Here is a 14239-nt window from a genome sequence, read left to right as displayed (position 1 = left end):
CGCCGTGCCAGCCGCCCTCTCCGAGTTTTCACTGATCGAACGCTTCTTCACGCGCCGCGCCGCGCAGGGCGCGCGCGCGTCGACGCTCGGCATCGGCGACGATTGCGCGCTGATCACACCGCGATCCGGGAAATTGCTGGCCATTTCGACGGACATGCTGGTGGAAGGCCGCCACTTCTTTCCGGATGTCGCGCCCGACGCCCTCGGCCACAAGACGCTCGCGGTCAACCTGTCCGACCTCGCGGCGATGGGCGCCGAACCGCGTGCCTTCACGCTCGCGTGCGCGCTGCCGCGTGCCGACGCGGCGTGGCTGGAAGCATTCAGCAATGGGCTGTTCGCGCTCGCCGAGCGCTACGGCTGCGAGCTGATCGGCGGCGACACCACGAGCGGCCCGCTGAACCTGTGCGTCACCGTATTCGGCGAAGTCGCGCCCGACGCCGCACTGCGGCGCGATGCCGCGCGCGACGGCGACGACGTCTGGGTGTCCGGCACGCTCGGCGATGCGCGCGCCGGCCTCGGCGTCGCGCGCGGCGAATGGGCAGCCGGCGCGGCCGAAGCCGCTGCGTTCCGGCGTGCGCTCGAGCGCCCCGAGCCGCGCATCGCGCTCGGCCTGGCGCTCGCGGGCGTCGCGCACGCGGCGCTCGACATCTCGGACGGCCTCGCCGGCGACCTGCAGCACATCCTTTCCCGCTCGCACGTGTGCGCCGAGATCGATGCCGACGCGGTGCCACACTCGGCGGCGCTCGCGACGCTGCCGCCCGACGTGCAGCGACGCTGCACGCTGGCCGGCGGCGACGACTACGAACTGTGCTTCACCGCGCCGGCGGCGGCCCGCGCGGCGGTCGAAACGGCCGGCCTGACGGCCGGTGTGCCGGTCACGCGAATCGGTACAATACGCGCGTTGTCCGCGCCGTCGGAACAGCCCGCGATCGCGTGGCGCGACGCCGCCGGCGCGCCCCTCGCCCTCACGTTGCACGGCTTCGACCACTTCCATGCAGACTGACCCGACGCCCGCGCACGCCGCGGCCGAGCCCGGCGCCGCACCGGGCGGACACGCGCCGCAGCGCGCGACCGCGCGCTTCATGCTGTCGCACCCCGCGCACCTCGTGTCGCTCGGCTTCGGCAGCGGGCTCGCGCCGCTCATGCCCGGCACGTTCGGCTCGCTGTTCGGCTGGCTCACGTTCGTCGTGCTCAACCGCTACCTGACGGTGCCCGAATGGTGGGCGCTGATCGCGGTCGGCTTCGTGGCGGGCACGTGGCTCACCGGTTTCACCGCGAGAAAGATGGGCAGGTCCGATCCGGGCGCCGTCGTCTGGGACGAAATCGTCGCGATCTGGCTCGTGATGCTGTTCGTCACGCCCGCGACCTTCATCGGCCAGTTATGGGCGTTCGTCGCGTTCCGCATCTTCGACATGCTCAAGCCGCCGCCGGTCCGCTATTTCGAGCGCCGCCTGAAAGGCGGCCTCGGCATCATGGTCGACGACCTGGTCGCAGCGTTCATGACGCTGCTCGTGATCGCCCTATGGCGCTCCGTCGTCGGCTGACCGATTTCCCGACTCCCGTTTCCCGACGCGCATGCCAACCGATTCCGTCGTCCACCAGCTTGCGATCCGCGCAGGCAACAAGCTGCGTGACGAGCACCTGACGCTCGCCACCGCCGAATCCTGCACCGGCGGCATGATCGCAACCGCGATCACCGACATCTCCGGCAGCAGCCAGTGGTTCGAGCGCGGCTTCGTCACGTACTCGAACCAGGCCAAGATCGACATGATCGGCGTGCCGCCCGACCTGATCGACAAGCACGGCGCCGTCAGCGAGCCCGTCGCACGCGCGATGGCCGAAGGCGCGCTGCGCAACAGCCGCGCGCAGGTCGCGCTGTCCGTCACCGGCATCGCGGGCCCGGCCGGCGGCAGCGAGAAGAAACCGGTCGGCACCGTGTCGTTCGGCTGGAGCAACCGGCTGCATACCGACGTCGAGACGCTCGTGTTCAAGGGCGACCGCGATCAGATCCGCACGCAGGCGGCCGCGCATGCCCTGCGCGGGCTGCTGAAGCTGCTCGACGAGCGCGAGGGCTGACCGGCCGGGGTGCCCGCCGCGCCCCGGCCGGCCCGCTCACTGGATCGCGTCGGGCTTCACGACGATCCAGTTCTTGTCCGCCGTGACCGGCAGGCCGAGCGACTTCTGCCGCGCGGCCGATTCATCCGACCATGCGCGGATCTGCGCCATCTGCTTGTCCTTCTTGTTGACCCACACGCGCACGCCGCCGCGCGCGACGTCGGTCGCGTTCAGCAGCATGTAGCCGTCGGACGTCGGCGTGTCGCCCGCGACGAGCACCGGCTTCTTCCACTGGTCGATCCAGCCGACGATCGAGCCGAGCTTGCCTTCGTACCACGTCATCGGGTTCATCAGGAACGGCGTGATCACGAGGCTGCGGTTCGCGGCCTCGTCGTACTTGCCGGCCTTGATCTGCAACCGGGACGTCGTGAGCGCGCCGGTCGCCGGGTTGCGCAGCAACGTCGTCACGCCGATCACGTTCTGCGGCTTCACGTTGTAGCCGTACTTCGGGTCGGACAGCACGAGCCGCGCGAGCTCCTCGTGCGCGGCCGTCATCACGTAGACCTCGATCCCGTTCTCGCGCAGCGCGTTGTACAGCTCCTGCATCCCGCGGAAGAAACGCGGCGGGTTCACCGTGCCGTCGGCCACCTTGTCGCCCTGCCAGTAGCGGATCGGGATCGGCTTGCCGTCGGCGAGCATCGCGTCGACGTGGCGCTTCAGGTCGGCCAGCGACTGCCCGGCGAACGCCTGCGCGATCCACGGGTAGCAGACCAGGTCGTCGATCTCGCAGAGCCGGTAGTAATAGCTCGTCAGCGACTCCTTGTAGTCGGTGGAATCCTTGAACGGGATCAGCTTCAGCGACGGGTCGAGCGTGTCGCGCGTCAGCACGCCGCGGTTCTCGAGGTACGGCAGCAGCGACTCCTCGAGGTCGTAGCGGTAGGTCGTGTTGTCGGCGTCGAACACCGCGTAGTCGCCGCGATGCGCGTGCGCGGCGATCATCGCGTTCAACGCCTTCGCGCTGTCGGCCGGCCAGTGCGACAGGTCCGCCGCGTGGGCGAAGCTCATGCACAACGACGCGGCAAGCGCGCTCAGAAGACGTCGGGACAGCTTGGGCATGGCATCACTCCCTTTCTTGACAGTTTCGTTACAGATCGATGACAAGCGGAGCATCGCGCGATTGGCGCGCGGGCATGCGGTGCGGAAACGACGGGAAGTTGCCCGTGCGCGTCAGTGCGGCGGCCGGGAAGACGGGAAACGGAGGCGGGAAACGGAGGCGTTAAAGCGGAAAACGCGGTGGAAGCGGCACGGGCCCGCGAACGCGGGCCTGCCGGAACCGGCTGCCCGCGCGGGCAGCCGGCGCGAGCCTCGATCAGCGATGCGCGTTGATCGTGTCGCGGGTCTTCTGCGCGGCGAGCGCCGCGGCTTCGGCGAAATCCTCGCCCTTGCTCGCGTACAGGATCGCGCGCGACGAGTTGATCATCATGCCGGTGCCGTCGGCCGTGCGGCCTGCGTTGACGGTCGCCTGCACGTCGCCGCCCTGCGCGCCGATGCCGGGGATCAGCAGCGGCATGTCGCCGACGATCCCGCGCACGATCTCGATTTCCTTCGGGAACGTCGCGCCGACCACGAGGCCGAGCTGGCCGTTCTTCGCGTTCCACTTGTTCGCCGCGAGATCGGCCACGACCTGGTACAGCGGCCGGCCGTTCGTGTCGAGGAACTGCAGGTCGGAGCCGCCCGGGTTCGACGTGCGGCACAGCACGATCACACCCTTGCCTTCGTGCTCGAAGTACGGCTCGACCGAGTCGTAACCCATGTACGGGTTCACCGTGACGGCGTCCGCGCGATAGCGCTCGAACGCTTCGCGCGCGTACTGCTCGGCCGTGCTGCCGATGTCGCCGCGCTTCGCGTCGAGGATCACGGGCAGGCCCGGGTGCTGGAGGTGGATGTGCGCGATCAGGCGCTCGAGCTGGTCTTCCGCGCGATGCGCGGCGAAGTAGGCGATCTGCGGCTTGAACGCGCTCGCGTATTGCGCGGTCGCGTCGACGATCTGCCGGCAGAATTCGAAGATCGCGTCGGGCTGGCCGTCGAACTGCACGGGAAAGCGCGACGGCTCGGGATCGAGGCCGACGCACAGCAGCGAATTCGTGCGCTGCCACGCGGCGCGCAGCGATTCGATGAAACTAAGCGGGGAAGACATGGCGGGTACTCGCGGCAAACCGTTGGTAGACCGCGTATTTTACCCGCGTCGCCGGCGCGCCTCGCGTGTCGCGCCGTTGCCGCGCGCATCGGCGCGTTCCACGGTGAACGCGAACCGCCGCGTGAGCCGCTCGCCGGGCGCGAGCAGCGTCATCCCGTGCGCGGCCGCGCCGCCCGGCAGGTTCACCGCGTTGATCGGATGATCGACCGGCTCGAAGCAGAAGAAATCCTCGCCGGGCGGGGTATAGAGCACGTACGCATCGGCGTCGGCCGCCACCGTCAGCGACAGTCCGCGGCGCGGCCAGCTCACCGTCGCGTGGCCGCCCCAGCCGGTGAATGCGTGATTGACGAGCGTGGCCGGCAGCGGATACGCGACGCCGAACTGCCAGGCCGGCGGCACGCTCACGTGCCGCACCGGCAGGAAATCGGCGCCCGACAGCCACAGCCCGCCGGCGGCCGCGGCCAGCTCGGTCACGTCGTCGCGTACCAGGAACGGATGCACGCCGAGCCCGAACGGCAATCGCGCGCGCCCCGCATTCTCGATCGTCAGCGCGATCGACAGCGTCGTATCGTCGAGCTCGAACGACTGGATCGCGCGGAACGCATACGGCGCACCGGCGGTGCGATCGAGCGACAGCTGCAGCGACGTGGCGGTCGCATCGTCCACCTGCCATGGCGCGAGCCAGCCGTCGCCGTGGATCGGCAACGGCTCGTCGCGGCGGTTGCGCGGCACCGCGACGCTGCGCCCGTCGCATTCGAAACGCGCGCCGCCGATGCGGTTCGAGTAAGGCAGCAGCGGGTAGCACGCGAGCTGGTTCGGGTCCGTCGCCGTCTCCGGGTGCTCGCAGCGGCGGAACACCGGCACCAACGCGCCGTTGTCGCCGCGCCAGTCGAAGCGCGCGATGCCGCCGCCGAGATGCGGCAGCACGTCGAGCCGCAGCGCCGCGTTCGACAGCGTGACGGCCGCCGCATGCGCGGCGCCGACGCCCTGCGCGAAGGCGGCCGTCTGCGGGCCGGGGCTGACCGGCTGCGCGGCGGCGGCCAGGCGCGCGCGGCGCGACTGGCTGGTGGACGACGATGCGCGCGAGGACGTGGCGGTCATGATGAACTCCTTTCCTTCGTCGAAGAAACGATGCGGGTCGTGCGAACGGTCAGGCCCAGCCGCCGTCGACGATCACGTCCTGCGCGGTGATCATCCGGCTGTCGTCGGCCGCGAGGAACAGTGCCATCCGCGCGAGATCGGCGGGCAGCAGTTCGGCGTCGATGCACTGGCCGGCCTTGATCGCCGCGCGGCCCGCGTCGTCGAGCCACAGCCGGCGCTGCTTGTCGGTCATCACCCAGCCCGGCACCAGCGAATTCACGCGGATGCCGAACGGGCCGAGGTCGCGCGCGAGACCGCGCGTCAGCCCCTGCACGGCCGCCTTCGCCATCACGTAGACGGGATAACCGCCGTTCTTCAGCATCCAGCTGATCGAGCCGAGATTGATGATCGCGCCGCCGCCCTGCTGCTTCATGTCGTCGATCACCGCCTGCGCGGCGAAGAACTGGTGACGCAGGTTCACCGCGATGCCCGCGTCGAACGATTCGGGCGTCACGTCGCCGATCGCGTGGCGCGCGTCGTTCGCCGCGTTGTTCACGAGCACCGCGATCGCGCCGATGCGCGCGCGGATCGCGTCGATCGCATGGCGCAGCGCGCCGACGTCGGTCAGGTCGCACTGGATGAACAGCGGCGCATGGCGTACGTGCGCGAGGCTGTCCGCCAGCGCGGCGCCGGCCGCCGCGTCGAGGTCGACGAACGCGACGCGTGCGCCCTGCAACGCGAAGTGTTCGACGAACGCCGCGCCGATGCCGGTCGCGCCGCCCGTGATCAGCACCGCGCGATCCTCCAGGCTCGGGTACCGTGCATAGCGCGCGTGGCTCGTGGTGTGCGCGTCGTGCGCGGAAGTGTCGATGGTCATGCGGTTCGTCTCCGTCAGGGCAGGCCGGGTCAGTCGCGAACGCCGCGGTTCTTCAGCTGGTCGAGCAGCACGGCCGCGAGCAGGATCGCGCCGCGCACGAGGTACTGGTAGAACGCGTCGATGTTCAGCAGGTTCATCACGTTCTCGACCGTGCCCATGATCAGCACGCCGATCACGACGCCGGAGATCGTCGCGCGGCCGCCCATCAGCGACACGCCGCCGAGCACGCACGCGGAGATCACGTTCAGCTCGAAACCCTGCGCGGCGTTCGGCTGGCCCGACGTGATGCGCGACGCGAGGATCACGCCCGCGAGCGCCGTTACCGCGCCCTGGATCAGGAAGATGTACACGCGCGTGCGTTCGACGTTGATCCCCGCGAGACGCGACGCCTCGGGGTTGCCGCCGATCGCGAGCGTGTTGCGGCCGTACACGGTCTGGTTCAGCAGCACGCCGAACGCGATGAAGCACAGCAGCGTGACCCAGATCGGCAGCGACACGCCGAACAGCGTGAGCCCGCCGAGCGCGATGAACGTATCCGACGACACGCCAACCGCCTGCCCCTTCGACACGATGAAGCCGAGCCCGCGCACGATCTCCATCGTCGCGAGCGTCGTGATCAGCGCGTTGATGCGCAGGTACGCGATCACCGCGCCGTTCACGAAGCCGATCGCGGCGCCGGCCGCGACCGCGGCGACGATCGCGACGAACGTGTTGTCGGTCGCGTTCAGCACCATCGCGCACAGCACGCCGGAGAACGCGACGGTCGAACCGATCGACAGGTCGAAGTCGCGCGACGCGAGACAGAACATCATCGTGCACGCGACCATGCCGATCTGCGAGATCGACAGCGCGAGGCCGAGCATGTTGTCGATCGAGAAGAAGTGATCGACCGTCAGCGACATCGTGATGAACATCACCGCGAAGATCGCGATCAGGCTGTATTCGGTCAGGTGCTGCCACCACTTCTGGCGGTCGCTCTGCTGCGGCACCAGCGCGTCGGCCGTGGGCTTCACGGCGGCGCTGCCGAGGTTTTCGTTGACTTGCATGATTGTGTCTCCTGCTCCTGCATCGCGCGGCCCGTGCCGCGCGTGTTCGATTCGAATGTCGGGGCCTACGTCAGGCCGCCTCGACCGCGCTCGTCTGCGGCAGCGCGAGACTCAGCACCGCGTGTTCGTTCGCCCGTTCGCGCGGCAGCTCGCCCGCGATCCGGCCTTCGCGCATCACGACGATGCGATCGGACACGCCGAGCACTTCCGGCAGCTCCGACGACACCATCACGATCGCGCAGCCGCGCTCCGCGAGCCGGTAGATCACGTCGTAGATCTCGTGCTTCGCGCCGACGTCGATGCCGCGCGTCGGTTCGTCGAGAATCACGACCTTCAGGTCGGGCTCCGCGAGCCAGCGCGACAGGATCGCCTTCTGCTGGTTGCCGCCCGACAGGAAGCGGATCTTCTGGCGCCGGTTCGGCGTCTTGATCTTGAGCCGCTGGATGAAGCGGTCGGCGGTTTCGCTTTCGGCCTTGCGGTTGATGAACAGCCCCGCGCGCAGCGAATGGCGGCGGCAGCTGATGTTGATGTTCTCCGCCACCGACGCGATCGCGATGATCCCTTCTTCCTTGCGGTCCTCGGGGCACAGCACGATGCCGTGGCGGATCGCGTCGCCGGTGCGCTTCACGTCGATGCGCGCGCCGTCGAGCGTCAGCACGCCCGCGCGCCGGTGATCCGCGCCGTACACGAGCCGCATCAGCTCGCTGCGGCCCGCGCCGACCAGCCCGAAGAAGCCGACGATCTCGCCCGCGCGCACCGAGAAGCTCGCGGGTTCGCGCAGCGCATGGCCGTCGACGCCTTCGGCGGAGAACCGCACGTCGCCGAGCGCGCGCGGCGCGTAATGGTAGATGTCCGAAATCTCGCGCCCGACCATCTCGGCAACGAGCCGTTCGCGCGGCACGTCGGCGAGCGATTCGTGCGACGCGATCTTGCGCCCGTCGCGGAAGATCGTGCACGCGTTGCAGAGCCGGTAGATCTCGTCCATCCGGTGCGAGATGTAGATCAGCGCGCGGCCCTGCGCGCGCAGGTCGTCGACGAGCTTGAACAGCACCTCGGTCTCGCGATGCGACAGCGAACTGGTCGGTTCGTCGAGCGCGATCACGCGCGCATTGCGCATCAGCGCCTTGCAGATCTCGACCATCTGCCGCTGCGCGATCGACAGCCGCCCGAGCTTCGCATCGGGATCGAGATCGACACCCATCGCCGCGAGCCGCTCGCGCACGTAGCGCTTCGCCTCGCGCTTCCTCACCCAGCCGAACGCATTCGGCAGGCGGCCGAGCAGCAGGTTTTCCGAGACCGTCAGGTCGGGCACGTACTGCAGCTCCTGGTGAATCACCGCGATGCCGGCCGCGATCGACGCGGCCGCATTCGCGAACTGCACAGGCTGGCCGTCGACCAGCACGCTGCCCGCATCGGGCTGGTATTCGCCGCCGAGAATCTTCAGCAGCGTCGACTTGCCCGCGCCGTTCTCGCCCATCAGGCCATGCACCTCGCCCGCATGCACGTCGAACGAGATGCCGTCGAGTGCGCGCACGCCGGGAAATACCTTGCCGATATTGTCAAAACGCAGTGCCGCTGACACGTCGCCTCTCCACTTCCGGAATCGATCGACCGCCGGCCGCCGCATCGCCGCGGCGGCCGGCGGGCCGCTTACTTCGACGCGAGCCCCATCTCGTCGCGCACCTTCGACACGTTGTCGCGCGTCGCGAGCATGCCCGTCGTCAGCGTCAGCGCCGGCGGTGCCTTGCCCTGCGTGATCCACGCGTACATCAGGTCCGAGGTTTCCTCGCCGTGGCGCTTCGGGCTGATGATCACGGTGCCGTAGAAGCCCGTCGGCTGCGGCTTCTTGAACTCGTTCAGCGCCGAATCGGAGCCGCCGATGCCGATGCCGATCATGTTGTCGGCCTTGAAGCCGCGCCCTTCGGCCGCGCGCACCGCGCCGAGCACGGCCTCGTCGTTCAGGCCGTACGCCACCCAGTGCTTGAACTGCGGGTTCTTCGTGAGCGCGATGTTCGCCGCGTTGAACGCGTTCTCCGTGTCGGTCTTCGCCTGCGGCGCGGCGATCACGTTCGCCTTCGGGAAGCCGGCGGCCACCAGCGCGTCGGTCGCGCCGCTCGTGCGGTCGTGCGCGGTCGGCAGCTGCTCGTAGGTGATGTCGATCGCACCGACATCCTTCATGTCCCAGCCGCGCTTCTTGATCTCGGCCGCGATGCCGTCGCCGACCTGCTTGCCGATGTTGTACGCGGAGATCCCCATGTGCGGCACTGACTCGATCGGCTTGCCCGCGCCATCGACGAGGCGGTCGTCGACCGTCATCATCTTCAGGTTGTGCGACTTCGCCTTCGCGACGATGCCCGGCCCGAGCTTCACGTCGGGCGTGCAGATGATGAAGCCCTGCGCCTTCTGCGCCGACAGGTTGTCGATCGCGCTCATCACCTTTTCGCCGGACGGCGCACCGATCTTCACGAGCGTGAAGCCTTTCGCCTTCGCCGCCATCTCGGCGAACTTCCACTCGTCCTGGAACCACGGCTCTTCCGGCTGCTTCACCAGGAAGCCGATCTTGACCGGATCGGCCGCGTGCGCAACCGGGCTCCCGATCACCACCGCAGCTGCAGCGGCCAGCGTTACGAACGTTCTGCGTTTCATCTCCAGTGTCTCCTTTCTTCATCGAACGGGATGCAGCCGCTTGTTGGTTTCGACGCAGCGTGCGCGCGGCCGTCGCACGTGCGGTCTTTCGAATCGCTACGTCAATCGTGTCAGTCGTGGTACAGCGCCGCGCGCCCGCCGTCGACGGTGATGCATGCGGCATTGATGAACGGCGCCTCGTCGGACGCCAGGAACACGGCCGTCATCGCGACCTCCTCGGGCCGGCCGATCCGCTTCATCGGCTGCAGCGCGAGCGTGTCGGCGCGCGCGGCGGCCGGATCCGGCTGCGCGTCCCACCAGTCGCGCGTGAGCTGCGTCTCGATGTAGCCCGGCGCGATCGCGTTCACGCGCACGTTGCGCGCCGCGTATTCGATGCCGAGCGCACGCGTGAGACCGAGCACGCCATGCTTCGCGACCGGGTACGGAAAGCAGCCCGGGATGATCCTGAATGCATGCGTCGACGCGATGTTCACGATGCTGCCGCGACCGCGTTCGACCATCCCTTCCAGCGCCGCCCGGCAGCCGTGCCACACGCCGTCGAGGTCGACCGCGAAGCAGCGGCGCCAGTCGTCGTCGGTCATCGTCAGCGGATCGGCGAACACGTTGATGCCCGCGTTGTTCACCAGCACGTCGAGCGGGCCGAACGCCGCCTCGGTGCGCGCCACGGCATCGCGCACCGCATCTTGGCGCGCGACATCCGCCTGCAGCGCCAGGACGCGCGCGCCGGCGATGTCGTGTGCAATTCCGGCGGCCGTGCGCTGCGCCTGCGGGAGGTCGAGATCGACGAGCGCGACGGCCGCGCCCTCGCGAACGAACGCGCGGGCGATCGCGGCGCCGATGCCTCGGCCCGCGCCCGTCACCATCGCGACCTTGTCCGCGAGGCGGCCCATCATGCGGCTCCGCCGCGCGCCGCGCGCAGGCCGGCCTGGAACGCACGCGCGTTCGCGGCTGTCTCGTCGGCCGGCTGGCCGGGCCGGTACAGCGCCGAACCGAGCCCGAAGCCGTTCGCGCCGGCCGCGAGGAACGGCTGCATGTTGTCGGGTGCGATCCCGCCGACCGGGATCAGCGGCACCGCGCGGTCGATCACCGCGCGCCACGCCTTCACGACGATCACGCCCAACTGCTCGGCCGGGAACATCTTCAGCACGTCCGCACCGTTCGAAAGCGCCGCGAACGCTTCGGTCGGCGTCGCGACACCCGGCGCGCTCGCGAGGCCGCGCTCGCGTGCGCGGCGGATCACGGCCGCATCGCTGTGCGGCATCACGATCAGTGAACCGCCCGCATCCTGCACGCGATCGACGTACTCCGCGCGCAGCACCGTGCCCGCGCCGACGATCACGTCGTCGGGCAGCGCGCGCCGCAGCGCCGCGATGCTGCCGAACGGGTCCGGCGAATTGAGCGGCACCTCGACGATCCGGAAGCCGGCTTCGTACAGTGCACGGCCGTGGTCGGCCGCTTCGGCAGGCGTGATCCCGCGCAGGATCGCAATCAGCGGACACGCGTCGAACGCGCGCATCAGTGCGGCGTGAGGCGTGTACGGCGCGGGTAACGTAAGGTCGGACGGCATCAGGGGTTCCTCTGCAATCGGTTCATTGGTCGGCGCAGACGGGCTCGCCGTCCGCGCGCACGAGCCCGGCGCGTGACGCGATCCGCCACAGGCCGCGCTCGGTCGCATGCGCGACGACTCGCGCGTGCGGGTGGCCGAATTCCTGGAGCGCATCGGCGTAGCGCGCGCACAGGCCGTCGTCGCCGATCAGCAGCAGCGGCTGGTCCGCGAGCGCGATGCCGCGCTCCGCGAGCATCGCGTCGAGCGCGTTGAGCTCATGGCCGATCAGCAGGCCGGACAGGTAGTCGCCCTGCGCATCGGGCGCGAGCCGGTCGGTCAGGCCGAGCGTGCGCGTGCTGAAAATCGTCGCGAGCAGCCCCGTGTGCCGCGCGCGGCGCGCGACCGATACGCCGCGCACGAACGCCGCGCGATCGGGCGACGCACCGGCGCGCATCGTGCGGCCGAGGATCGTGTGGTCGCGCAGCACCGCGAACAGCTCGCCGGTCATGAAGGTCTGGAACCGCTCGATCAGCCCGTCCGTCACCCACGCCCATTTCGCATGCGTGCCCGGCAAGCCGATCAGTACCCCTGAACGATCTGCGCCAAGCGTGGGATCGCTCGCGAGTGCGCCGACTATCTGCGTTTCTTCGCCGCGCATCACGTCGGGCAGTTCGCCCGTGGCGATCACGCCCGGCACGATCGAGACCGTCGCACCGCGCGAGGTCGTCACCGTGATGAGACCCGCGACGAGCGCGTCGGCGCCGGCCGGCACCGCGACATACGGCGCCTCGTGCCAGCCCTGCGCGCTGCCGACCATCCCGGCGGCGAGCACCGGCAGGCCGGGCGAGCGGTCGAGCCAGTCGCCGCAGGCTTCCTCGAACACCGCGTCGAACGCGCGCGCGCCGCCGCCCGGCACATGCATGACGCCCGCCGGGCGGCTGCGCGTGTCGATGAGCGCGCCGTGCGCGTCGTACAGATACGCGCGCAGCGAGGTCGTGCCCCAGTCGAGCGCGATCAGCGACGGGGTGGCGGAGGTAGCATCCGGAACGGGCCGGGTCGAAGTCGTCATCGTTTGATCCTGCGGGTACCCTGCGGCGGGCTCCAGCCCAGTTCCGCGGAAATGGCTCGCGCTTCGCGCTGCACGAGCGGAATCAGTTCGTCCATCCGGTCGTGCGGCATGTACGGAATCGTGCTCGCCACCGACACCGCCGCGACGACCGCGCCCGATGCGTCACGGATCGGCGCCGCCACGCAGCGGATCGACGCCTCGTTCTCCTCGAGGTCGAACGTATAGCCGCCGGCCGCGTAATGGGCCATGCGCTGCAGGAACGCGCTCGTCTCGGGCCGGTTGTCGGGTTTGAAGTTGACGCCGGCCAGCGCGCGCCGTGCGGCCTCGAACAGCGAGCGCCACAGGTCGGGATCGAGGTCGAGCATCATCGCCTTGCCGATGCCGGTCGACGCAAGCGGCATCCGGTGGCCCACGCGCGAGCGCATCTCGAGGCCGCGCGTACCGGGAATCTTGTCGATGTACAGCACGTCGTCGCCGTCGCGCACGCCGAGATGGATCGTGTCGAGCGTCGCTTCCGCGAGCGCTTCGAGATGCGGGCGCGCGACCGCGGTGAGCGGCATCTGCTCGAGCGCGATCGTGCCGAGCTCGATCAGCTTCGGGCCGAGCAGGTAGCCGCCCTGCACCTGGCGCAGGTAGCGCGCCTGCACGAGGCTGCTGACGAGGCGATGCGTCGTGCTGCGCGTCGTACCGAGTGCGGCGCCGATCGCGCGCATGTCGCGCGCGCCGTTCGCGATCGCCTCGAGGATCGCCAGACCGCGCAGCAGCGTCTGCGTACCGGCCTGCTGGGCAGCGAGATCGAGCGGCGTGCTGGTCGCGCCGATGCTGTCGGTCAGCGACGCATCGTCCGGCGTCGCGCGCCGGGCGTCGAGGGCAAGGGAGTCGGGCATCTTGGTCATGGGGCGGGCTTCTTCAACGGAACCGGTGAAGCCGTTCGCGCGACGCCGGAACTGCGTCCGGCATCGCGGCGAGGCGGCGGTCGATGCACCGAATAAAGCGCCCTGCGAACTTCATGGAAGGTGTCTCCGTGTGCGTCGGGCGCCGCGCGATGCGTGGGTCCGAAGCTGTCGATGTGCTTCGGATTGTAGGAGCGCACGCACTCGTCTCCAATATTTGAATGCGTTGCCCAGATAATGAGAACTCGACGGGAATCCGCGGCAGGCACGCCGTAACGGCCGCGCCATGTGCACGGGGGCGGAACCCGCCGTGTCGCAGGTTCCGCCCCCGTTGGTTCACCGCGCGCCGCGCTTACTGCTGGCTCGTGCTGCGTGCCTGCATGTAGCGCTGTACGTCCGCGAACGACACGCGGCCGTTGCCGCTCGAGTCGATCTGCCGGAAGTGGTTCGCGACATAACCGAGGCCGGCCGCGCGCGCCTGCGATTCGGTGATCGAACCCGTGTTCTGCGAGTCGGCCGCGCTGAACTGCCGCGCGAGCTTGCGCACCACCTGCGCATGCAGCGCGGCGCCCGTCGTCTGCGTGCCGGCGGTCGGCTTGCGCGCGGCCGGCGGCACGTACGGATCGCCGAGCTGCGCCTGGCGCGCGCGCGTCGGCGCGGCGGCGTCGCTCGCCTGCGCGAACGCGGATACGGATGCTGCGGCGCTGACACATGCGAGCGCCGCGGCAACGACGATGAAACGATTCTTCATATCAGGCTCCAGTCTGGAATGAGGTCGTCGACGGCCGGCGCGGCGCCACCGCGGGCGCCGGTCGCCGGCCGACGCAGCA

The 14239-nt window shown here is 69.6% G+C and carries 15 protein-coding genes; 3 read left to right on the top strand and 12 right to left on the bottom strand.

The window, feature by feature from the left end; translation table 11 throughout:
- The first annotated feature begins 4 nt into the window (after window positions 1-4).
- Genes thiL through FOZ70_RS21215 form a run of 3 tightly spaced genes read left to right on the top strand, consistent with a single transcriptional unit; the run spans window position 5 to window position 2076 of the window.
- A complete protein-coding gene (thiL, locus tag FOZ70_RS21225) occupies window positions 5-1003 on the top strand; it encodes a thiamine-phosphate kinase (protein ID WP_219706640.1) in 999 nt (332 codons plus the stop codon).
- Complete coding sequence (locus FOZ70_RS21220) at window positions 993-1544, top strand: phosphatidylglycerophosphatase A (RefSeq protein ID WP_059552721.1); 552 nt, start codon at window positions 993-995, stop codon at window positions 1542-1544. Before thiL ends, FOZ70_RS21220 begins: the two co-directional genes overlap by 11 nt.
- Before the next feature lie 31 nt (window positions 1545-1575).
- Window positions 1576-2076 (top strand): CinA family protein, encoded by a 501-nt coding sequence (locus FOZ70_RS21215; RefSeq protein WP_021161868.1) that lies wholly within the window; start codon window positions 1576-1578, stop codon window positions 2074-2076.
- 36 nt (window positions 2077-2112) lie between these two features.
- Here FOZ70_RS21215 and FOZ70_RS21210 read toward each other — a convergent pair whose 3' ends face one another.
- The 12 genes from FOZ70_RS21210 to FOZ70_RS21155 form a co-directional block, all read right to left on the bottom strand.
- Window positions 2113-3171 carry a hypothetical protein gene (locus FOZ70_RS21210; protein ID WP_059623948.1) on the bottom strand — a complete coding sequence of 353 codons (1059 nt, stop codon included), beginning with the start codon at window positions 3169-3171 and terminating at the stop codon, window positions 2113-2115.
- Between the two features lie 253 nt (window positions 3172-3424).
- Window positions 3425-4252: an orotidine-5'-phosphate decarboxylase gene (gene pyrF / locus FOZ70_RS21205; protein WP_021161870.1), complete on the bottom strand. Its 828-nt coding sequence runs from the start codon at window positions 4250-4252 to the stop codon at window positions 3425-3427.
- 39 nt (window positions 4253-4291) lie between these two features.
- Window positions 4292-5353 (bottom strand): aldose 1-epimerase, encoded by a 1062-nt coding sequence (locus FOZ70_RS21200; protein WP_048026117.1) that lies wholly within the window; start codon window positions 5351-5353, stop codon window positions 4292-4294.
- A 49-nt stretch (window positions 5354-5402) separates the two neighbouring features.
- Entirely contained in the window at window positions 5403-6209 is an 807-nt protein-coding gene (locus FOZ70_RS21195; protein WP_021161872.1) for an SDR family oxidoreductase, read from the bottom strand.
- A 29-nt stretch (window positions 6210-6238) separates the two neighbouring features.
- Window positions 6239-7255 carry an L-arabinose ABC transporter permease AraH gene (gene araH, locus FOZ70_RS21190; RefSeq protein WP_048026113.1) on the bottom strand — a complete coding sequence of 339 codons (1017 nt, stop codon included), beginning with the start codon at window positions 7253-7255 and terminating at the stop codon, window positions 6239-6241.
- A 70-nt stretch (window positions 7256-7325) separates the two neighbouring features.
- Window positions 7326-8837 carry an L-arabinose ABC transporter ATP-binding protein AraG gene (araG, locus tag FOZ70_RS21185; protein WP_219706639.1) on the bottom strand — a complete coding sequence of 504 codons (1512 nt, stop codon included), beginning with the start codon at window positions 8835-8837 and terminating at the stop codon, window positions 7326-7328.
- 68 nt (window positions 8838-8905) lie between these two features.
- A complete protein-coding gene (locus FOZ70_RS21180) occupies window positions 8906-9901 on the bottom strand; it encodes an arabinose ABC transporter substrate-binding protein (RefSeq protein WP_027788415.1) in 996 nt (331 codons plus the stop codon).
- 110 nt (window positions 9902-10011) lie between these two features.
- Entirely contained in the window at window positions 10012-10791 is a 780-nt protein-coding gene (locus tag FOZ70_RS21175) for an SDR family oxidoreductase (RefSeq protein WP_042976654.1), read from the bottom strand.
- A complete protein-coding gene (locus FOZ70_RS21170) occupies window positions 10791-11468 on the bottom strand; it encodes a 2-dehydro-3-deoxy-6-phosphogalactonate aldolase (RefSeq protein WP_124590448.1) in 678 nt (225 codons plus the stop codon). Before FOZ70_RS21170 ends, FOZ70_RS21175 begins: the two co-directional genes overlap by 1 nt.
- A gap of 22 nt (window positions 11469-11490) precedes the next feature.
- Window positions 11491-12516, bottom strand: a complete 1026-nt coding sequence (locus tag FOZ70_RS21165) for a 2-dehydro-3-deoxygalactonokinase (RefSeq protein WP_219706638.1) — start codon at window positions 12514-12516, stop codon at window positions 11491-11493.
- Window positions 12513-13412 (bottom strand): IclR family transcriptional regulator, encoded by a 900-nt coding sequence (locus tag FOZ70_RS21160; protein ID WP_021161879.1) that lies wholly within the window; start codon window positions 13410-13412, stop codon window positions 12513-12515. The genes FOZ70_RS21165 and FOZ70_RS21160 overlap by 4 nt, the downstream gene beginning before the upstream one ends.
- 349 nt (window positions 13413-13761) lie before the next feature.
- Window positions 13762-14160: an EF-hand domain-containing protein gene (locus FOZ70_RS21155; RefSeq protein WP_219706637.1), complete on the bottom strand. Its 399-nt coding sequence runs from the start codon at window positions 14158-14160 to the stop codon at window positions 13762-13764.
- Window positions 14161-14239: the final 79 nt, after the last annotated feature.

Origin of the sequence: Burkholderia sp. COPS, from assembly GCF_019425585.1 — a bacterium.
In the GTDB taxonomy this organism is placed as follows: domain Bacteria; phylum Pseudomonadota; class Gammaproteobacteria; order Burkholderiales; family Burkholderiaceae; genus Burkholderia; species Burkholderia cepacia.
This window is presented reverse-complemented; position numbering and strand designations above follow the sequence as displayed.